This is a genomic window from Dietzia sp. Alg238-R159, from assembly GCF_900537145.1.
Classification (GTDB): domain Bacteria; phylum Actinomycetota; class Actinomycetes; order Mycobacteriales; family Mycobacteriaceae; genus Dietzia; species Dietzia kunjamensis.
Map to the genome: position 1 here is coordinate 46,460 of NZ_UNRI01000001.1, position 19,575 is coordinate 66,034.

Annotated in this window: 17 protein-coding genes; 12 read left to right on the forward strand and 5 right to left on the reverse strand. The window is 66.9% G+C overall.

Translation table 11 applies throughout. The annotated features are described in order from the left end of the window. Window positions 1-163 precede the first annotated feature (163 nt). Both G6R20_RS00230 and G6R20_RS00235 read right to left on the reverse strand, forming a co-directional pair. On the reverse strand, window positions 164-781 hold the full coding sequence (locus tag G6R20_RS00230) for a hypothetical protein (RefSeq protein ID WP_163375219.1): 618 nt from the start codon (window positions 779-781) through the stop codon (window positions 164-166). A 35-nt stretch (window positions 782-816) separates the two neighbouring features. Continuing rightward, window positions 817-1,428 carry a hypothetical protein gene (locus G6R20_RS00235; RefSeq protein WP_163375220.1) on the reverse strand — a complete coding sequence of 204 codons (612 nt, stop codon included), beginning with the start codon at window positions 1,426-1,428 and terminating at the stop codon, window positions 817-819. A gap of 180 nt (window positions 1,429-1,608) precedes the next feature. Here G6R20_RS00235 and G6R20_RS00240 point away from each other — a divergent pair, with 180 nt between their 5' ends. The 10 genes from G6R20_RS00240 to G6R20_RS00285 all read left to right on the forward strand — a co-directional run bounded on the left by G6R20_RS00240 (window position 1,609) and on the right by G6R20_RS00285 (window position 15,436). Next, window positions 1,609-3,582, forward strand: a complete 1,974-nt coding sequence (locus tag G6R20_RS00240; RefSeq protein WP_163375221.1) for a DNA-binding protein — start codon at window positions 1,609-1,611, stop codon at window positions 3,580-3,582. Continuing rightward, window positions 3,582-5,189: a class I SAM-dependent DNA methyltransferase gene (locus G6R20_RS00245; protein WP_163375222.1), complete on the forward strand. Its 1,608-nt coding sequence runs from the start codon at window positions 3,582-3,584 to the stop codon at window positions 5,187-5,189. The genes G6R20_RS00240 and G6R20_RS00245 overlap by 1 nt, the downstream gene beginning before the upstream one ends. Continuing rightward, entirely contained in the window at window positions 5,186-6,379 is a 1,194-nt protein-coding gene (locus G6R20_RS00250) for a restriction endonuclease subunit S (RefSeq protein WP_163375224.1), read from the forward strand. Before G6R20_RS00245 ends, G6R20_RS00250 begins: the two co-directional genes overlap by 4 nt. Before the next feature lie 548 nt (window positions 6,380-6,927). Beyond that, window positions 6,928-7,350 carry a hypothetical protein gene (locus tag G6R20_RS00255; RefSeq protein ID WP_163375225.1) on the forward strand — a complete coding sequence of 141 codons (423 nt, stop codon included), beginning with the start codon at window positions 6,928-6,930 and terminating at the stop codon, window positions 7,348-7,350. 559 nt (window positions 7,351-7,909) lie between these two features. Next, complete coding sequence (locus tag G6R20_RS00260; RefSeq protein ID WP_163375226.1) at window positions 7,910-11,107, forward strand: type I restriction endonuclease subunit R; 3,198 nt, start codon at window positions 7,910-7,912, stop codon at window positions 11,105-11,107. Between the two features lie 53 nt (window positions 11,108-11,160). Further along, complete coding sequence (locus tag G6R20_RS00265; protein ID WP_163375227.1) at window positions 11,161-11,811, forward strand: hypothetical protein; 651 nt, start codon at window positions 11,161-11,163, stop codon at window positions 11,809-11,811. Window positions 11,812-11,849: 38 nt separating this feature from the next. Beyond that, the gene (locus G6R20_RS00270) at window positions 11,850-12,185 is read left to right on the forward strand and encodes a hypothetical protein (protein ID WP_163375229.1); all 336 of its coding nucleotides are present in this window, start codon (window positions 11,850-11,852) and stop codon (window positions 12,183-12,185) included. A 154-nt stretch (window positions 12,186-12,339) separates the two neighbouring features. Beyond that, window positions 12,340-13,998: an AMP-binding protein gene (locus G6R20_RS00275; RefSeq protein ID WP_163375231.1), complete on the forward strand. Its 1,659-nt coding sequence runs from the start codon at window positions 12,340-12,342 to the stop codon at window positions 13,996-13,998. A gap of 13 nt (window positions 13,999-14,011) precedes the next feature. Continuing rightward, a complete protein-coding gene (locus G6R20_RS00280; RefSeq protein ID WP_163375232.1) occupies window positions 14,012-15,022 on the forward strand; it encodes an LLM class flavin-dependent oxidoreductase in 1,011 nt (336 codons plus the stop codon). A 30-nt stretch (window positions 15,023-15,052) separates the two neighbouring features. Further along, entirely contained in the window at window positions 15,053-15,436 is a 384-nt protein-coding gene (locus tag G6R20_RS00285; protein WP_205475688.1) for a hypothetical protein, read from the forward strand. 42 nt (window positions 15,437-15,478) lie between these two features. On the opposite strand, the gene add is transcribed toward G6R20_RS00285, so the two are convergent. Together add and G6R20_RS00295 are read right to left on the reverse strand one after the other, a co-directional pair. Beyond that, window positions 15,479-16,471 (reverse strand): adenosine deaminase, encoded by a 993-nt coding sequence (gene add / locus G6R20_RS00290; protein WP_163375234.1) that lies wholly within the window; start codon window positions 16,469-16,471, stop codon window positions 15,479-15,481. After that, entirely contained in the window at window positions 16,468-17,937 is a 1,470-nt protein-coding gene (locus tag G6R20_RS00295; protein ID WP_163375235.1) for an alanine/glycine:cation symporter family protein, read from the reverse strand. Before G6R20_RS00295 ends, add begins: the two co-directional genes overlap by 4 nt. Before the next feature lie 55 nt (window positions 17,938-17,992). Between G6R20_RS00295 and G6R20_RS00300 the strand changes: the two genes are divergently transcribed. Then, entirely contained in the window at window positions 17,993-18,883 is an 891-nt protein-coding gene (locus G6R20_RS00300) for a patatin family protein (RefSeq protein ID WP_240341207.1), read from the forward strand. 57 nt (window positions 18,884-18,940) lie between these two features. Here the strand turns inward: G6R20_RS00300 and G6R20_RS18420 are convergent, their stop codons facing one another. Next, a complete protein-coding gene (locus tag G6R20_RS18420) occupies window positions 18,941-19,090 on the reverse strand; it encodes a hypothetical protein (protein WP_172812132.1) in 150 nt (49 codons plus the stop codon). A 237-nt stretch (window positions 19,091-19,327) separates the two neighbouring features. On the opposite strand from G6R20_RS18420, the gene G6R20_RS00305 reads away from it, so the two are divergent. Further along, entirely contained in the window at window positions 19,328-19,507 is a 180-nt protein-coding gene (locus tag G6R20_RS00305) for a hypothetical protein (RefSeq protein WP_143337720.1), read from the forward strand. The last annotated feature ends 68 nt before the right edge of the window (window positions 19,508-19,575 follow it).

Genomic DNA, 19,575 nt, shown 5'->3' on the forward strand with positions numbered 1-19,575 from the left:
CGCAGCGGAGCGGGTACACGACAATGCCCTCCCGGCCAGGCCGCGTACGACTCCCGAAGGGTTCGTACCGCCATGTCAGAAGGGCAATGAGTCGATTCACAGCGGGCCGGGGTGTCCGGCTACGTCAGCTGAGCGACGAGCCGGACGCCCTCGGTCCAGGTGGTCAGCTCCCGAGGCTGCCGAACACGTCGACGCTGCCCAGATTGACGCTCCCGGTAGTGGTGACCGAGAAGTTCCGGAAGTGGATTTCGACCGGGTACTGGACGTCCGCGAGAGTCGAGATCTCATCGGTCGCAGCGAGGGGCGCGATGCTGTCTTCGGTGACGCAGATCGACGTGGCGACGTAGTCCCCGTCGTCAAGGCCCGGCACGCTGACGTTGTGGGGACTCGCGTAGGCCCCCTCCTCGTCCAGTAGGTCGCTGGACTCGTTGACCACGACGCGCAGGTCGGATTCCTTCGTGGGCCAGACCGGATTGCTGAACAGGTCCTCGAAGAAGGTCTCGTTCCAGGTCTCGGGGTCGATGTCCTTCTCGCTGATCGCACCCTCGACCACCAGAGGCCCGACGCAGGCCATGTTCTCGGGGGCGGTGACGGTGAAGTTCGCCGTGGTGCCGTTGACGTTCACGGTGAGGTCAGGCGAGTCGATCTTGATGATGTCCGTGGGGTCGACGGGGTCGACCAACTGCGCCTGGGCGATGGCCGGCGCGAGGAATGAGCCTGCGCCCAGGAGCGCGGCGGTCACGGCGGCGGTGCCGTAGGTACGGAGGGAAGTTGTGGACATGGAAATTCTCCTTGATGAAGTGAGTATTCGAATGGTCATGCGGCCCTGAGGCCTTCGGGTGGGAGTGCGTGCTGGTCTGCCGGAGGGGAGCGCGGCAGAACGTCCGTTGGGGCGTCGCTGGGTCGATTCGGCTGGGCCCCTGCGGCGCTTCGCGTGGGTGACTGCATACCGACACTCGCCGTATCGCGCGTGGACGCGGTCGCATCCCGGTAGAGGCCGTCATGGACGAGAGTGAAGACTGCGGGTATTGCAGCGGCGAGGGCGATCACGGCGAGCCGGCGCCGCCGGGTAGTGCCCAGCTTGAGTGCCAGGACCACGGAAGCTGCGGCGAACAAGAGCGCGGTGCCGAGGCCGGCCACGACAGCCCCGGTCGCACTTGGGATATGACGTAGCGATCCGTACAGCAAGTCGATGTGCCAGTTCAGCCCGAGGAACACGACCGCGAAGGCGCCGGCGACCAGGCCCACACCGACTGCTGCCTCGACTAGGTTCGGCAGACTCAGGCGGTCGATCGCGCGACACGCTCGATAGGCGGCCACCACGAGGACGATGGCCAAAGCGGGCACGGCAATCGCGCCGAGGTAGTGAAGCCACCATTCGAGGAGGCTCCAATCCGTGAGGTGGTCGACCGTGAAGGCGTCGTTCACGAGTGACCTCCGGGGGATCGAGTGCGGTTGGCTTCCGGGGAGACCATTCCTCGAGACCCCGCTGGAGTGGTAACACCCAAAGGGGTAAGGAGGCTTATCGGCGAGAGGGTACGAGGCGGTCGGATTCGGAGGTAGCGTCGTCCGCATCGCAGACCTGACGGACCGAACGGAGGTGAACACGTGGAGACGCTGACCATGCAGCAGATCGCCGACCTCGCCGGAGTGAAACGCCCGGTCGTGTCGGTGTGGCGCTCCCGGTCGACCGGATCTGATAGTCCGTTCCCCGCGCCCGTGCACCCGGCGCAGCTGGTGTTCTCCGCAGACGAGGTCGGCCGCTGGCTGCGTGTCACCGGCCGGGGGAACAACCCGGAGGCGCATGAGGATGCGGCGTTGTTCTCGTCGCTGATGGACGAGGCGGCCTCGCAACTTGACGACGCCTCGGCGCTTCTCCTGCTCCACGCGCTGTCCGGCGCCCCGCTGGCTGACCAGAGCCGCGACGACCTCGCGACGCTTCCGGTGGGACACGGAGTCGAGTCGGTTCTGTCCGTGGCGCAGGCGGATAGGGCACTGCGTGCCAGCGGCCTGATCGCGTGCGTCGATCGCCTCGCCGAAGCCGGCATCACTGCGACACGGGTTCTCGAACGGTTGGCGCGGCGTCAGGAGGCCAAGGACGCGCCGCTCGCCTCGGAGTCGCTCACCAACATGGGCGACGCACTGACGTGTGAGGTCGTCGCGGCGCTGGCCGGTGACTCCGACAGGGCACTCGTGCCGTGGGGTCCGGGCGGGCTGCGCCTGCTCGCGCGCGTGGTGTCCAGGTCTGCCGAGTCGGATCGGCCGAGAGTCGTTGCGCCGGATGGCCCGACTGGGCCGGTGGATCGACTGCTCTGGCGGTACCTCGCCGCACTCGGCGCCCACCTGGAGCCGGCGACCGATGCCGCAGCCACGCTCCTCGTCGGACAGTGGGCGACGATTCCCAAGGATCGAACTGTGGACTTTTTCGACTCGATCGACAACGTGGTGCTGGGCCTCGAGCCGGGCAGCGCCGCGGTGGTGTTCGCGCCCGCGCCGCTGCTGGTCGACGAGTTGCCGGGGACGGACCATCGGCGGCGGATCCTGAGCGGGACAGGCGGCGACTATGCGGCGCCCCTTCGCTATGTCGCTCGCTTGCCGCGGGGATTGTGCCGGTTCGGTGGTCGTCGTCGGATGGCGCTGTGGGTGCTGGGGGAGTCCGGCGACACCGCGGGTGCGCGGAGTTTCACGACGTTCGGGGAGCACTCGGCCCACGCGCTGGATACGCGGGAGAACCGTGCACTCGCCTCTGACGCTGTCGCGGCTCTCCGCGGAGGCGCCGCACGGCGGAGTCACGCGTTCCTGCGCAGCGAGCACCGGCTCACCGAGGCGGTGGTGAGCAAATCCGCGCTCGCGCTGCCGGTCACCACCGACGTCGCGGACGACGGCGGTGATGCGCTCGCCCGCCTGTGGGAGAAGCGCGACGCGTCGGCCTCCCGGGTGCTCGACGGGGTCGAGGTGGTGGCGGCCGGATCTGCGGCTGATCACTCCCTGCCGTGGAGGGCGGCGACCACGGGCAAGCACCGGCCGGCCCGGGTGATCACGGGCGTGCGCATCCCCGCGGAGGTCTTCGCGGCGGGTCCGGGCGGCATCGGGGTGATCGGCCCGGACGAGGTGCGCGGCCAGTGCGCGATCGGGTCGAGGTCGGTCGACCTGGTCGAGTTGGTCCGACGCGCGCCTCGTTTCCGGCTCACGGAGCCGGGCGACGTGGTGTTTACGACGACGAGGGGGCCGGCCGCGATCATCGACGCAGTCGGCGGCAATGCCGTTCAGGCGCCGGCGCGGATCCTGCGGTGTCTGAAACCGGTCGAGGGATCGCGACGTATTCTTCCCGAGCTCGCGGTTCGAGATATTTCGGCTGCACGGGGATCGGAGTGCCGTTCCTGGCGGCTGCGCACCGTCGTCGTCGACGCCTGTAGCCCTTGGCGCACGGTGGCGGCACGGGCCGCCGAGCATCGGGCACGGCTCCTGGCCGAACTGAGTGCGCTCGACGCGCTCACCACAGAACTTTCCGACGGACTCGCGGCGGGCACGCTGCGCATAGACCACAACTACTCAGAGCAGAACAACGAGGAGAACGCCTGATGGCGAAAGTGTTGGTTCCGAAGCCGATGGAGGCATCGACCCCCAAGGAACTCAAGGACACGCTGTGGAAGGCGGCGGACAAGCTCCGCGGGTCCATGGATGCGTCGCAGTACAAGGACGTTGTGCTGGGGTTGGTGTTTCTCAAGTACGTCTCGGACGCCTTCGAAGAGCGCCGGGACGCGATCCGCGAGGAGCTCTCCGGTGAGGACGAGGCCTACCTCGCGGAGACTCTCGAGGACGCCGACGAGTACCTGGGCTCGGGCGTGTTCTGGGTGCCCGCCGAGGCCCGCTGGGAGTACCTCTCGCGGCACGCCAAGGGGATCCCGGCGTCGTCGACCAACGACGCGCAGTCGATCGGTGAGCTGATCGACGCCGCGATGCGCGCGTTGATGCAGGCCAACGAGTCGCTGGTGGGCACGCTGCCGGTGTTGTTCGGGCGGGACAATGTGGAGCAACGTCGACTGGGTGAGCTGGTGGACCTGTTCAACGCGGCGCGTTTCACCGGCGGTGGCGCCTCCAAGGCGCGGGATCTGCTCGGGGAGGTCTACGAGTACTTCCTGGACAAGTTCGCCAAGGCCGAGGGCAAGCGCGGCGGCGAGTTTTACACCCCGCCCGTGGTGGTGCGGACGCTGGTGGAGATTCTCGAACCGCATTCGGGGCGCGTGTACGACCCGTGCTGTGGGTCGGGGGGCATGTTCGTGCAGACGGAGAAGTTCCTCGAGGGGCACAAGGAGGATCCGACCAACGTCGCCGTGTACGGGCAGGAGCTCAATGAGCGCACGTGGCGGATGGCCAAGATGAACCTGGCGATCCACGGGATCGATTCGCAGGGCCTGGGCTCGCGGTGGGGTGACACCTTTGCCCGGGACATCCATCCGGATATGCAGGCCGACTACGTGATGGCCAACCCGCCGTTCAACATCAAGGACTGGGCGCGGCGCGAGGACGATCCGCGCTGGGTCTACGGGGTGCCGCCCAAGCGCAATGCCAACTACGCGTGGATGCAGCACATCCTCTCCAAGTTGGCGCCGAACGGTGAGGCCGGTGTGGTGATGGCCAATGGGACCATGACCACCTCGACCAGCGGCGAGGGCGACATCCGCAAAGCGATGGTCGAGGGTGACGTGGTGCAGTGCATCGTCGCCTTGCCGGGGCAGTTATTCCGGGCAACGGGAATCCCGGTGTGCGTGTGGTTCTTTGCGAAGACCAAGGCCGCCGGCAAGGGCGGGTCGGTGGATCGTCGGGGGCAGGTGCTGTTCATCGACGCCCGCGAGCTCGGCCACATGATCGACCGCGTGGAGCGCACGCTGAGCGAGGAGGACCTGCAGCGCATCGCCGAGACGTTCCGCTCTTGGCGAGGTCGCCCTTCTGCGGTGGGCGAGTACGAGGACGTGCCCGGCTTCTGCAGGTCGGCCACGCTCGAAGAGATCAAGGCCGCCGGCTACGCGCTCACCCCGGGCCGCTACGTGGGCGTCCCCGAGGCGGAAGAGGACGACGAGCCGATCGACGAGAAGATCGCGCGGCTCACCGGCGAGCTGACCGCGGCACTCGATGAGTCGGCCCGGCTGGACGCCGTCGTTCGTGAGCAGTTGGGGAGGCTCGGATGAAGACAGCACTGAAGGAACTGGTCACTCTGCGACGGGGCAATTCGTATCAGGGCGCACTAGTTGGGGAGGTCGGTGCACCCCTTCTAGGACTCGGAACGATTGCGCGTGAAGGGGGTTTCAAGGGCGACAAGCTCCGGCACTACCCCGAGGAGTTCGCAGACCGTATCGCCGTGTCAGCTGGTGATGTTTATGTCTCACTGAAAGACATGACGCAAGAGGCGGCGCTTCTCGGGGCCGCAGCTCGCGTGCCGGACGGTCTTGATCGTGCGCGTCTGACGCAGGACACCATCGCTGTTGACATTCTCGAGGATGCTCCGATAAGTCGGTCTTTTCTCTACTGGACTCTACGAAGCCCGCAATGCCGCGCGCACTGCAAGTCCCTTGGTACCGGAACGACCAATCTCGATCTCGGCCGCGACGATTTCTTGAGTTATGAGTTCTGGCTGCCCTCTACGAAGGAGCAGAAGCTCATCGCCGAGGTCCTCGGCGCCCTGGACGACAAGATCGTCGCGAACCGACGCGTAGTGGATGCAGGTGATGCCTTGATCTGCGCGCTTTACTCCTTGACGCCAAAGGCGTCGGCGGGGCGCACATTTGCCGATGTTGCTGATATTGGAGGCGGCGGGACTCCCTCGACCAAGAGTCCAGCTTATTGGGACGGTGACGTCGCCTGGGCGACTCCAACGGATGTCACTGCTGTCGATGGCCCGTGGCTTGCTCGCACAACCCGGAGCATTAGCGAGGAGGGGCTAAAAAGCTGCTCGTCTCCGCTGTACCCGGAAGGCAGCATCCTGATGACATCGCGTGCGACTATCGGCGCGGTAGTTGTCGCTCGGAAACCAATGGCCGTGAATCAAGGATTCATCGTGCTCAATGCGGTCGAGTCTGAGATGCAATGGTGGCTCGAAAGTCAAGTGCGGGCCCGAACGGCCGAGTTTGAGACTTGGGCGAATGGAGCAACGTTCCTCGAGATTTCCCGCGGCACGTTCAAGAGGTTGCCCGTGCTTGAGTGTTCGCCGGAGGACTTGGAGAGGTTCAACAGGACGGCTCAAGCGGTCCGTGAGCGCCAGTCTTCGTGTCAGGCGGAAAACGACAGGCTCGCTCGCACCCGCGACGAACTACTGCCCCTGCTCATGAACGGCCGGATCACCGTCAAGGACGCCGAGGGTGCAGTTGGTGACGTGGTGTAAGCGGTCGTCAAATGTGTCGGTTACTCGCTAGCAGTTTTCTGATCTTCCGGCTGATGGGAAACCTGCGCCACAGGGAAGTGAAATAGGATCGAGCGCTATGGGGGGCGACAAGTTTGGGCCAGCGCGAAAACGCGAAGAGCGTCGTGCCCGGAAGGTCGCGGAGGACGATTTTGCGGACGCCGAAGGTCCGGCTGGCGAGTACGTCCGGCCTCCCCGACGCGAATGTGAGGCGTATGGTCCGTTCATCGAGGCGGTGTCGGATACGACCAGGCTCTGCACTTGGACGTGGATGCAGGGAACGGTGATGACTGAGTTCGTCCTCCAACATTTCGTGCAGCTGCAGCCCGGTGACGAAGGCTGGTATCAGCTGGCGCGAGCAGATTGTGCTGACGGATCGGCGCACGTTCACGAAGACGACGAGGGCGCGCCACAGCGCAACGTCAAGCATCTTCGCAGGCTTGACCGGGTGGGAGACGTCGCCGGAGCATACGATGAGGCATATTCTGAGGTGCACGACCGCTGGTCGGAACGGGAGAGGAGGCTGCTCAATGTCACACCAGGAGTGGGAGAGCGGAAGCGACCTACTGGCTTCTTGCCGTCGGCGGATTCATCGCCAAGTTGCGACGGGTGAGATCGACGCCAGAATCACTGACAATCGAGGCGGGCGGCCCATTCTCATCGTCAGTGAACATGAGCGGGTCTCGGACGTTCTAGTCAAGGCTGGCCGCACGGACGGCTGCGCGAACCTCTTCGTCGTGACGGACGCTCAAGAGATCTATAGTGCGGATCTGATACCTGCGGAGAGTGCGATCACTGCGAGTGACGCGCCTACCGAACAGGTGCATCAGGACGCAGAGGTTGGAATGCTCATCGCCGCCGCTAAAGAGGCGGAGTGGGCGATAAATTTCGCGCTCGCGCTCCCGAGCAGGGCTGGCGAGATGCGAGATACACGGCAACTGGAAACGGCCTAGCCCCGTCGACGGACGATCGGCCATCTGCAGCGCACGTATATCCGGACGGATTCATCGGCACTGTCCTGAGGAAGCACGGCGAGAATCGCAATGCACGCAACCGCGTCTCGTTGTGCCGGTGGCTTTCATAAGTGAGGACCGATCTAATGAAGCTAGCCAAAAATCTAAGTAAGAAAGGTACGTCTCAGGGCGTCAGAATAGCAGGTCAGCACGGATTCGCGCCTTCTTTAAGTCGGCCTCGGGTCGACGCTACGAGCCAAGAAAGCCGGTCCACCTCGAGTGGGCGCAGGCCGAGCAATAGCGGCGTAGTAGCTGCCGCGAGGCGCGCCCCGTCACTGTTCGTCAGTGTTGCTCACTGTAGGTCACTGTGCAGTGACACATACAGTGACGCCTACAGTGATGGGCTCGTCGAAGGCCCATCAACGGGAACCTCTGCCCGACGTCCATTGCTCAATTGCAGCGCCGACGCTATCCTCGGGGCATACCACCTGCCCCCTCTGGGGGCAGGTTTTTTCATGTCAGGCCACGCTTCCCGCCGCTCTGACGTGGAGAAGACGCGATGAACTACGGCTGGTCCGAGGCCCAAGCCGAGCAGGGCATCCTCGACGCCCTCGCCGAGCGCGAATGGGAGCACCGCTCCGGCCCGTCCCTGGCGCCCGGTTCGGGGGAGCGCGACTCGTGGCACGACATCGTCCTGCGGGGCACCCTCCTGCAGTCGCTGATCAACCTCAACCCGGACGTGCCTGAGGAGTACCTGCAGCAGGCCATGGCTGAGGTGATCACCCCCAAGTCGCAGGACGCCGTCACCGAGAACCATCGAATCCACCGCATCCTGCTCGACGGCTACAAGGGCCTGACCTACATCGACGACGACGGCCGCGAGGTCGCCCCGGTCATCCGCTTCCTGTCCGCCGACGCCTCGCGCAACCGGTACCACGCCGTGGACCAGGTGACCGTCCGCAGCCGCGAACACGAACGGCGATTCGACGTGGTGGCCTACGTCAACGGACTGCCGCTGGCAATATTCGAACTCAAGAAGCCGGGCGCCAAGAACGCCACCGCTGAGCTCGCGTACAACCAGCTGCGCACCTATCTCCATGAATTCCCCATGGCGTTCCGCTTCGCCGTCGTCGTCGTCGCCACTGACGACCTCTCCGCCCGCTACGGCACGCCGTTCACCCCGTGGAACCACTTCGCGCCCTGGAACGTCGACGACGACGGCCGCCGAATCGCCCCCCTCACCACCCTCGACGGCTCCGCGGAACCCATCACCGAACTCGACCTCCTCATCGACGGCGTGTTCAACGTCGAACGATTCGGCCAGCTCCACCGCGACTTCACCGCCTTCGACTCCACCGAGTCCGGCCTGATCAAACGCATCGCCAAGCCCCACCAATACTTCGCCGTGACCAAAGCCGTCGGTGCCACCGTCCGCGCCGTGGACTCCGACGGCCGGGCCGGCGTCGTGTGGCACACCCAGGGCTCCGGCAAGTCCATGGAGATGGAGCTCTACACCGCCAAGATCATGCGTCACCCGCGACTGGCCAACCCCACGGTCATCGTCATCACTGACCGCACCGAGCTCGACTCCCAACTGTTCGACGGTTTCCAGATCTCCGATCTGCTCCCGGAGCGGCCAGCGCAGGTCCGCACCCGCGACGATCTGCGGACACAGCTGGCGGACCGTCGCTCGGGTGGCATCTACTTCACCACCCTGCAGAAGTTCGGCCTGAGTAAGGCGGAGCGCGATTCCGGAGCGACTCACCCGCTGCTCTCGGACCGGCGCAACATTGTGGTCATCGCCGACGAGGCCCACCGCAGTCACTACGACAACCTGGACGGGTACGCCGCGCACCTCAAGAGTGCGTTGCCGCACGCGACCCTCATCGCCTTCACCGGGACCCCCATCACCGAGGGGGAGCGCGACACCCGCCGCGTCTTCGGCGCCGACATCGACGTCTACGACCTGCACCGGGCGGTGGAGGACGGCGCCACGGTCCCCGTGGTCTACGAACCGCGGCTGATCAGCCTGGCGCGCCTGCCCGGCGTGGACGACGAGTCGCTCGACGACGCCGCGGAGGAGGCACTGAGCGGCCTCGACGCCGCGGACGCCGAACGACTCCAGCGGGCGGTGGCCAAGCTCGACACCGTCTACGGCGCCCCCGAGCGCATCCGCACCCTGGCCGCCGACCTGGTGACCCACTGGGAAACCCGCCGCGACGCCATGCGGCCCTTCCTGGGTGTCCCGGGCAAGGCGATGATCGTCTGCGCCACCCGATCCATCGCCGCGAACCTGTACCAGGAGATCGTCGCCCTCCGCCCTGACTGGCACTCCGATGCCGACGACACGGGCAAGGTCAAGGTGGTCTACACCGCCGATCCGGGCGACGAGGAGCACGTCACCAGGCATCTCCGGCGTCCGAGTGCGATCGCCGCGGTGAAGCAGCGGGTGAAGAACCCCGACGACGAGCTCGAGTTGATCATCGTCAAGGACATGATGCTGACCGGCTTCGACGCCCCGGCGCTGCACACGCTGTACGTGGACCGGCCGCTCAAGGGGGCGCTGCTCATGCAGACGCTGGCCCGCGTCAACCGCACCTTCCGTGGGAAGCAGGACGGGCTGCTCGTGGGCTACGCGCCGCTCACCGACAACCTCTCCAAGGCATTGGAGGAGTTCACCCGCGATGCCCCGGAGGGCGGCGACCGGCTCGTCGGCCGCACCTCCGAGGAGGCCGCGCAGATCGTGCTCGACCTGCTCGCAGGCGTGCGTGAGCTCATCGGTGACGAGTGGAAGGCGCAGGGGCACGCCAACGCCAAGACCGGCTGGCGCGATGCGCTCCTCACCGTGGTCACCCGCCTCCGGTCGCCGGGCACACCGGGAAACCGCGACGACGACGACCCGCACGCGCGCCCTCTCGCCGACCGCTTCCGCGACCTGTCATCCAAACTCGCGCGGGCGTGGGCCCTGGCGGCGGGGAACGACGCCCTCGACACGGTCCGGCCCGAGGTGCGGTTCGTCGAAGAGGCCCGGGTCTGGATGCTCAAGCTCGACGCGCAACAAAGGATCGGCGCCGGAGAGCTGGTCCCGGACGAGATCAAGCGCATTCTCGGCGAGCTGATCGTCGACTCCGCCGCGAGCACCGGAGTCGTGGACATCTATCGCGAAGCCGGACTGCCGCTTCCGCGGTTGGACACGCTCACCCCGCAGTGGGTCGAGGAGGCGCAGAAACCCTCCAAGGCGCACCTGGCGATCGAGGCGCTCAAGGCGACGTTGCTGGAGGAGGCCGCGACGGTCACGCACGGCAACGAGGTACGGCGCAGGCTGTTCTCCGAGCGCGTCAACGAGCTGATGGTGCGGTACACCAATCAGCAACTCACGGCCGCCGAGGTGATCGCCGAGCTGGTCGAGCTCGCCAAGGAGGTCAGCGCGGAGGCCGACCGTGGGCAGCGCTTCGAACCGCCGCTGGAGAGCTACGAACTGGCGTTCTACGACGTGGTCGCGCTGAACGAGTCCGCGGTCGACGTCCTCGGCGACGACGTCCTCGCCGAGATCGCCCGCTCGATCGTCGCCACGATGCGTCGCGACATCCGCACCGACTGGACGGTTCGCGAGGACGTCAAAGCCAAGCTCCGCGCATCGGTCAAGCGGACTCTGCGCAAGTACAAGTACCCGCCGGACAAGCAGCCAGAAGCGATTCAACAGGTTATGCAGCAGATGGAGGCACTGGCGCCCAGGTACGCAGAAGCGGTTGAGTGAGCCGATCGCAGTCATAAAGATCAGCAAGACTGGACAAAAAGGAAGTGGGCACAATGGAGATCATTGAAGCCGAGCCGATTGGCGGCGCGCACCCGATAACAATATCAATCTATCAGAATGCCGAATATGTCGAAGGGATACTGCAGCAGGCCTATCAGCGTCCACTATTAACTGATTTTAGCCAATCCTCTGAAGAAGTCGAATCGGATAGCGACTCTCTGGTCAAGGATGGTAACAATTCTCTAAGGGGGGCCGCGAAAATGGCGGGACTCGAACTGGAAGGATCATTGCGAGGTGGGAGCTCCTCCGGGCAGGATGTTTCCTCTTCTACTGGTCGTATGTACACGTCAAACTCCAAGTACACGCAGTCGTATTACCTGCATGCCGCTATCCGGTCCTTGCGTAATCTCGATGCTATAAAAGATGTTTCAGGGGCAGCTCAAGCTAGCGGACTTCGTCCAGGTGACTTCGTCATGTACAAGGCCGACTTTCAGCCCAGCCAGATAATATCGATGCTGGATATTGCGACTCCAGAGCTTGTTGAACGAGTTGTGCAGCACTTCGCGTTCAAGTCTGCGCTTCAGGCGGACAGTGCGAGCAAAAACCTGACCAGAAAGCTGTACAGGCTGCTATCGCCCGCGCAGAGGCGTCGTCTGGGTCTCTCTCTTCTGTTGCCAGGGCTGCTATGGAGGCGTTGCGAATAGACTTCCGGAGTCCAAATACAAGGGAATACTATGGGCGGGTGGGATCAGGCGACGATGTTGTTACCGCTGTCACGATTTGTGACGTTGCCCATTTTGTGGTTGAGGATGAGGATCGCATACTGGACGGAGAGTTCACCGTTATCGGGAAAGTGATATCTCGGTGCGAGGAGGACGAACCAATACTGTCTCGCAACAAGGTCCTCGATCGAATTAATCCACAGGCCATCGACGAGTTGGTCCAGCTGGTCAACGCGGAAGTCGAGAAACAGTCTGAAAATGCGGTCAACCAGGTCGATGCCCCGCTTAACATGAAATTCGATTCAAGGGTGCCCGGCGTGAGCTTTAAGCTCATACCTATTGCGGTGTTTCTTTGAGTTCTTTTTGTGACGTGTGACCGGGTATCTGGCGCCCGGGGCGGTCGACGGCGAGGGCTGACCGCTCATGCGGCCGTCCGTCGATAACCCCTGACGGTCGTCAACCGTGTGGCTATGATCCAGATCACACCGCCTCCCGTGAAGGAATTCCCACATGGCCGACACCGTCCGCGAACAACTCCGCCGCCACGCCGACTCCGATTCCGTCGCGATTCGCTACGACGACACCTCGATCACCTGGCGTGACTACCTCGCGGGCGCCGACGCCCGGGCCGGCGCCGTCACGGGGATGTTGGATCCCGCGCGACCGCTCCACGTGGCCACGCTGCTGGAGAACACCCCGGAGATGCTCTACGCGTTGGCGGCGGGCGCGGCAGGGGGGTACGTCACCGTCGGGCTCAACGCGACCCGCCGCGGGGAGGGGCTGGCCCGTGACATCCGCAAGTCCGAGAGCCAGGTCATCCTCACCGACTCCGAGCTGAAGCCGCTGCTGGACGGCCTCGACCTGGGCGAGGTCAGCGTGATCGACACCGACTCCGACGAGTGGGCGGCGCTGGTGGCGTCGTCATCCGCACCCCAGGACCCGCCGCCGGTGGAGGCCATGGACCCGTTCATGCTCATCTTCACCTCGGGCACGTCGGGTGATCCGAAGGCGGTGCAGGTCGGCAACTTCACGGTGACGATGTCCGGGGAGAACCTCGCGCCGTCGTTCGGCCTGACCTCCGAGGACGTGCTGTACCTGTCCATGCCTCTGTTCCACTCGAACGCCATCATGAGCGGCTTCTCCCCGGCGATCGCGGCGGGCGCCACCATGGCGTTGGCCCGCCGGTTCAGTGCGACCCGGTTCGGGGACGACATCCGCCGCTACGGCGTGACGTACATGAACTACGTGGGCAAGCCGCTGGCCTACATCCTCGACACCCCGCCCCGCCCCGACGACGCCCAGACCACGCTCCGCGCCGCGTTCGGCAACGAGGCCGCGGCCAAGGACATCCCCGCCTTCGCGCAGCGGTTCGGGTGCGAGGTCCGCGACGCCTACGGCTCCACCGAGCTCGCGGTGATCATCGTGCGGACCGAGAACTCGCCGCTGGCGTCGATCGGGGAACCGTTCCCGGGGGTCGCCGTGTACGACCCCGCGACCGGGGAGGAGTGTCCCCGCGCGGTGTTCGACGACGACGGCGCCGTGACCAACCTCGACGAGTGTGTGGGCGAACTCGTCAACACCGAGGGGGCGGGGTTCTTCGCCGGCTACTACAACGACGACACGTCGACCTCCGACCGCATGAGGGACGGGATGTACTGGTCGGGCGATCTGGCCTACCGCGACGCGGACGGCTTCGTCTACCTGGCCGGGCGCAGCGGGGACTGGCTGCGCGTCGACGGCGAGAACATGGCCACGGGCATCGTCGAGGAGATCCTGCTGCGCAACCCGGCGGTCTCGCGGGTCGCCGTCTACGGTCTGCCCGATCCACGCGGGGTGGGTGACCAGCTCGCCGCGGCGATCGTCCCCCGCCACGACTCGGAGCTGGAGCCGGCCGCCTTCGAGCAGTTCCTCGCCTCGCAGCCGGACCTGTCGCCCAAGGCGTGGCCGCGCTGGGTCCGGATCTCCGTGGACCTGCCCACCACGGCGACCAACAAGATCCTCAAGCGGGAGCTCATCAGGCAGGGCGTGGGGGCCGCCGGCGCGGACGGCACCGGGGCAGGCGGCACAGGGGCAGGCGACACCGGGGCAGGCGGGGCGCCGGCGGACACCTGGTGGGAGCGCGACGAGCGGGGCACCGCGTACACCGAGCTGGCCGGGGCGCGGGTGTAGTGGTCGCGGTCTGATGGTCTACGTCGTCACGCGGTTCGACCTCCGCGCGCCGGGCGCCGGGCCGGAGGAGCGCCGGGACCGCTACCGCGCGGCCCTCGACATGGCCCGCTACGCCGAGGAGACCGGCCACGACGCGGTCAACCTCTCCGAACACCACGCCTCGGAGGACGGCTATCTGCCGTCCCCGCTCATCGCGGCGTCGGCGGTCGCGGCCGTGACCAGCCGCGTCCCCATCACGGTGTGGGCGCTCATCGCGCCGCTGTACGACCCGGTCCGTCTCGCCGAGGACATCTCGGTCCTCGACCACCTCGCCTCGGGCCGGGTCAGCTTCACCTTCGGACTGGGCTACCGCCCGGTCGAGTACGCGCTGCACTCACGCGAGTGGAGAACACGGGGCGCCCGTCTCGACGCCCAGCTGGAGACCATCCTGGCCGCCTGGCGGGGCGAACCGGTCGGCGACGACCCGGCGGACGGCTCCCCGCGGTCCTCGCCCACCCCGCGGCCGTTCTCCGACCCCCACCCCCTCATCTTCCTCGGCGGTGGCAGGGCGGCCGCCCGGCGGGCCGGGCGACTCGGCATGCACTTCCAGCCGCAGGTCGACGATCCCGAGCTCACCGCGCTGTACCGGGCGGAATGCCTCGCACACGGGCATCGGCCCGGCCTCGTCGGCGAACCCGTTCCCGGCCCCGCGACGGTGTTCTGCGCCGACGACCCCGACCGGTTCTGGGCGCGGTACGGCCACCACCTCCTCGCCGACGCCCTCGGATACCGCGCCTGGCAGGCCGGCGCCGGCGACGCCGGCGGCACCCGCAACTCCTTCGTGCACTCCGACGCCCGCACCGTCGACGAACTGCGCGACGAGGGTGTCTACGTGGTGGCGACCCCCGACCAGCTGGTACGACTCGTGCGTGACGGCGACCTGGGGCTCATCACCAACCACCCACTGTGTGGCGGGATCCCGGTCGAGGCGGGCTGGGAGTCGCTCCGCCTGCTCGGCGAGCGGGTCCTACCCGAGGTCCGGTGAGGGGCCCGCCGCCCCCGTAGTCTCGGGCGAATGAGCAACGCGACCACCCGCGGCACCGTCCGCTACTGGGCCATGCCCGCCGCCCTCGGCACGATGGGGGCGCTGCACTTTGTCGCGCCCCGGCCGTTCGACGGACTCATCCCTCCGGAACTGCCGGGCAGTCGGCGCGCGTGGACCTACGGCTCGGGCGTCGTGGAGGTGGCGGTCGCCGGGCTGCTGGCCGCGCCCGCCACCCGGAAGCTGGGCGGCGCGGTCGCGACCGCACTGTTCATCGGCGTCTTCCCGGGGAACCTGCAGATGGTCCGCGCCTGGCGTCGCAAGCCCGTGTGGCCGTATCAGGTGATCGCGTGGGGCCGGCTCCCGCTCCAGGTGCCGATGATCCTCGCCGCCGACAGCATCCGCCGCGGCGCCTGACCCCACCCGGGTGCCTGACCCCACCCGGGGTCCGCCCCGCGCTCAGTCGAGGCGCCAGGCCTCGACCAAGGCGAGCGCGTCCCGCTTGACGTCGTCCGGCGCGAACGACGACTCGATCGACGCCCGCGCCACCCCGACCAGCCGCGCCACCGACACGCCCATCCGCTCGTGGGCGGCCACGTACTCGTCCACGACGTCCACACCGAACAGCAGCGGGTCGTCGGCGCCCAGAGAGCAGCGCACCCCGGCCTCGAGCAGCCGCGGCAGCGGGTGCTCCTCCAGCGAGGGGTACACGTCCAGCACGACGTTCGAGGTGGGGCACACGTCGAGGCAGGTCCCGCGCTCGGCCAGCAGCTCCAGCACCCGGGGGTCCTCCACCGCGCGGACGCCGTGCTGGATCCGGTCCACGCCCAGCTCGATCGCGGAGCGCACCTCGTCCGGGCCGGCGAGTTCGCCGGCATGGGGCACCACCCCGAGCCCGGCGTCGCGGGCGATCGCGAACGCCCCGGCCGCGTCGGCCACAGGGTTGCCGCGCTCGTCCGCGACCAGACCCACCGCGACCACGCCGCGGTCGGCGAACCGCGCGGCGAGCCGGGCGGCCTCCAGCGCGTGCTCGGGCCCGGCGCCGCGGTCGATGCTCACGATGGACCCGGTCCACACGCCGTGACGGCGCCCGGCGGCGGCCGCGGCCGGGAGGATGAACTCGAGCGCCTCCTCCGCTGAGCCGAACGCGACCGCCTTCTCGGGGATCGACGCGAACTCCAGCGCCACCACACCCTGCGCGGCGGCGTCGGCGACCACCTCGTCCAGTAGCCGCCCGACCCGCTCCGGGGTGTGCAGCAGGTCGATGAGCAGGCCGTACGCGCCGAGGAACGCGGTGAAGTCCGCATACTCCACGAGCGGCGGCGCCTCGATGCCGTCCTCCGCGCACCACTGCCTCAGGGTGGCCTCGCGCATCGCCGCCTCGAGGTGCACGTGCAGGTGCGCCTTGGGCAGCGCGGTGAAGCGGTCGCGGGCGCTCGTGCCGGGGGTCATTCCTCGGCCTTGACCTCGCGGGCCTCGTCGGCGACGTGCTGGTGGGTCATGGGGTCGGTGCCGTCCCACGAGGAGACGTTCCGCGCCTTGGGCAGGTCGTCGCGGTGGAACACCGGGTTGTGGCCCTTGGCCCGCTGCTGCAGGTAGTGCTGCAGGAGCGCCACCGCGAGACCGCCGAGCGGGATGATCGCGATGAGGTTGATGGTGGCCATGACGCCCATGAACAGGTCGGCGAGGTTCCAGATGAGGTCGACCGAGCCCAGGCTGCCACCGAGGACGGCGAGCACCACGAGGATGCGGAAGGTCCGCAGTGCGGCGGGGTTGCCGCGCAGGAAGGTGATGTTGGCCTCGCCGTAGTACGAGTTGCCCAGGATGGAGGAGAACGCGAGGAAGAAGATGACCACCATGAGGAAGGGCACGCCCCAGTCGCCGACCGAGGCGGCCAGCGAGTCCTGGGTGAGCGTGATGCCCTCGCGGTCACCGCCGAACTCCGGGTTGGCCAGAAGGATGATGAATGCGGTGGCCGAACACACGATGATGGTGTCGAAGTAGACACCGAGCGCCTGGACGAGGCCCTGCTTGACCGGGTGGGAGACCGATGCGGTGGCGGCGGCGTTGGGCACCGAGCCCATGCCGGCCTCGTTGGAGAACAGTCCTCGGCGCATGCCCTGCATGATGGCCGCGCCGACGGCGGCGCCGGCGACCTCGCGGAGCCCGAGCGCGTGGCCGACGATGAGGGAGATCATCCCCGGGACCTCGGTGATGTTGATCGCGACGACGACGAGGGCGACGACGATGTACGCCACCGCCATCACGGGGACCAGGATCTCGGTGACCGCGGACAACCGGCGGACGCCACCGAAGATGACGGCGCCCACGACGAGGGCCAGGGCGATGCCGATGATCAGGCCCGGGGTGAAGCCCTCGAGGGAGAACTGGTTGCGGACGGACTGGGCGATCGAGTTGGCCTGGACGGCGTTGAACACGAACCCGTAGGTGACGGTGATGATCACGGCGAAGGCGATGGCCAGCGGCTTCCAGCCCAGCCCGTCGCGGATGTAGTAGGCCGGCCCGCCCACGTAGGAGTCCTTGCCCTTGACCTTGTACAGCTGCGCCAGGGTGGACTCGACGAACGCGGTGGCGCCGCCGACGATCGCGAGGAGCCACATCCAGAACACCGCGCCCGGTCCGCCGACCGTGATCGCGATCGCGACGCCGGCGACGTTCCCGGTACCCACGCGGGAGGCGGCGGAGATGGTGAAGGCCCGAAAGGCGGAGATGCCTTTCCTGCCCTCGTCGATGTCCGACGGCTTCTCGAAGATCGCCCTGATCATCTCCGGGAACATCCGGATCTGGACGATGAGGGTGGTGACGGAGAAGTAGAGACCGGCGACGACGAGTAGCGCAATCACCGCGTACCAGTAGACGTCGTTGATGGACACGATGAAATCGGTGACAGCGCTCACACGGTGACGGTATCGGATCACGGCCGCGGAGGCGATCCGACCTACCCTGGGAGTCGTGACCGACTTCGCACCGACCGCCCCGGACGTCGCCCTGCTCTTCGAGGGCGGCGGTATGCGGGCGGTGCACACCGCCGGTGTCGTGGAGACGCTGATCGAGGCGGGCATCCACACCGGGTTGGTCGCGGGGATCTCGGCGGGTGCCTCCCACCTGGCGAACTACGTGTCGCGCGACGCGGTCCGGGCCCGCAAGAGTTTCGTGGAGATGGCGGCGGACCCGAACTTCGGCGACTGGCGAAGCTTCGCCCGCGGCAAGGGTCTGTTCAACGCCGAGTACATCTACGAGCAGGCCGGACTGCCGGACGAGGTGCTCCCGTACGACTTCGAGACGTTCGACGCCAGCGGTACCGAGGCGCGGATCGGGACGTTCCGCTGCTCCGACGGAGAGACCGTCTTCTGGGGCGAGGATGACATCACGTCGATGAGCGACCTCATGAGGATGGTCCGGTCGTCGTCGACGATGCCGGTGTGGATGCCGCCCGTGCTCATCGACGGCGAGTACTACGTCGACGGGGCGCTGGGTCACGACGGCGGGATCCCGCTGTCGGAGGCTCGCGACGCGGGGTACGACAAGTTCCTGGTGGTGCTCACCCAGCCGCACGGGTATCGGAAGATCCCGCCACGGCGGCTGACGCCGTTCTACCGCTCCTACTTCCGCCGGTTCCCGGCGGTGGGGGAGGCGCTGATGCACCGCTGGGCCCTCTACAACGAGACCCTCGACGAGATCGAGGCGTTGGAGGAGTCGGGCGAAGCACTGGTCTTCCGGCCGCACCGGGTGATGATCCGCAGCTACGAGCGGCGCGTCGACCGTCTCGCCGAGGCGTATGTCCTCGGGCGGGAGCAGGCCAGGCGTGAGGTCGACACCTGGCTCGACTTCTGCGGGATGTAAAGCTTCCGAAATCGCGACACGCCCCGGTGGCGGACCACCGGGGCGTGTCGAGTCAGATCAGGAGCCGAACAGCTCCGCGCCACCACTGAGGGTGCCGAGTACGTAGGCCGGGAGGCGCAGCAGGCCGTCGATGGCCGCCGAACCGAACGGCGCGGGGATGAGCTCGGCCGAGCCCGCTGCAAGTCCTGCCCAGAAATCGGAGAACATGGTGTGTCCTTTCGATGTGGTACCCACCAGCTGTGGGCTATGTCTCAGACACAACGGTCGGTCGCGGGGCCGACGCCACCGCCGAATCGTGACCTTTCCGCTCCTTAACTAATTGCCTAACCGTTATGCTGCATGGTTCCCACTTTATGAGGAAATGCCTAGGCTGACGGCGGGGCGTCTGGGGTGCGGATCCACCACAGGGATGGGTCGTCAGATCAGCTCCGGAAGGAGTGCATCATGGGAAGTCTCGTAGAGCTCGCCGGGTCGTCGATGGCGGCGGCCGGCAGTCTCGTACAGGAGTCCGGCTCGACCCTCGTGGATTCGGCGACGTTCCTCCCGTTCCACATCGTCCAGATCCTCTGGGGGACCCTGTTCGGCATCGCCGGGGATCTCGGCTCGACCTTGCCGGGGGCGTGAACTCGACGTCACCTGAGTGACGACGGGCGGGCGGGGGTCGGTTAGGTCACCCTGGATAGACAGACCAG

Bases quoted from the DNA above. Each gene is read 5' to 3' on its own strand.
- G6R20_RS00285 (WP_205475688.1), top strand. From the start codon at position 15,053: ATGAGCAACGCGACCACCCGCGGCACCGTCCGCTACTGGGCCATGCCC.
- G6R20_RS00260 (WP_163375226.1), top strand. From the start codon at position 7,910: ATGAACTACGGCTGGTCCGAGGCCCAAGCCGAGCAGGGCATCCTCGAC.
- G6R20_RS00255 (WP_163375225.1), top strand. From the start codon at position 6,928: ATGTCACACCAGGAGTGGGAGAGCGGAAGCGACCTACTGGCTTCTTGC.
- G6R20_RS00265 (WP_163375227.1), top strand. From the start codon at position 11,161: ATGGAGATCATTGAAGCCGAGCCGATTGGCGGCGCGCACCCGATAACA.
- G6R20_RS00305 (WP_143337720.1), top strand. From the start codon at position 19,328: ATGGGAAGTCTCGTAGAGCTCGCCGGGTCGTCGATGGCGGCGGCCGGC.
- G6R20_RS00280 (WP_163375232.1), top strand. From the start codon at position 14,012: ATGGTCTACGTCGTCACGCGGTTCGACCTCCGCGCGCCGGGCGCCGGG.
- G6R20_RS00245 (WP_163375222.1), top strand. From the start codon at position 3,582: ATGGCGAAAGTGTTGGTTCCGAAGCCGATGGAGGCATCGACCCCCAAG.
- G6R20_RS00230 (WP_163375219.1), bottom strand. From the start codon at position 781: ATGTCCACAACTTCCCTCCGTACCTACGGCACCGCCGCCGTGACCGCC.
- add (WP_163375234.1), bottom strand. From the start codon at position 16,471: ATGACCCCCGGCACGAGCGCCCGCGACCGCTTCACCGCGCTGCCCAAG.
- G6R20_RS00250 (WP_163375224.1), top strand. From the start codon at position 5,186: ATGAAGACAGCACTGAAGGAACTGGTCACTCTGCGACGGGGCAATTCG.
- G6R20_RS18420 (WP_172812132.1), bottom strand. From the start codon at position 19,090: ATGTTCTCCGATTTCTGGGCAGGACTTGCAGCGGGCTCGGCCGAGCTC.
- G6R20_RS00275 (WP_163375231.1), top strand. From the start codon at position 12,340: ATGGCCGACACCGTCCGCGAACAACTCCGCCGCCACGCCGACTCCGAT.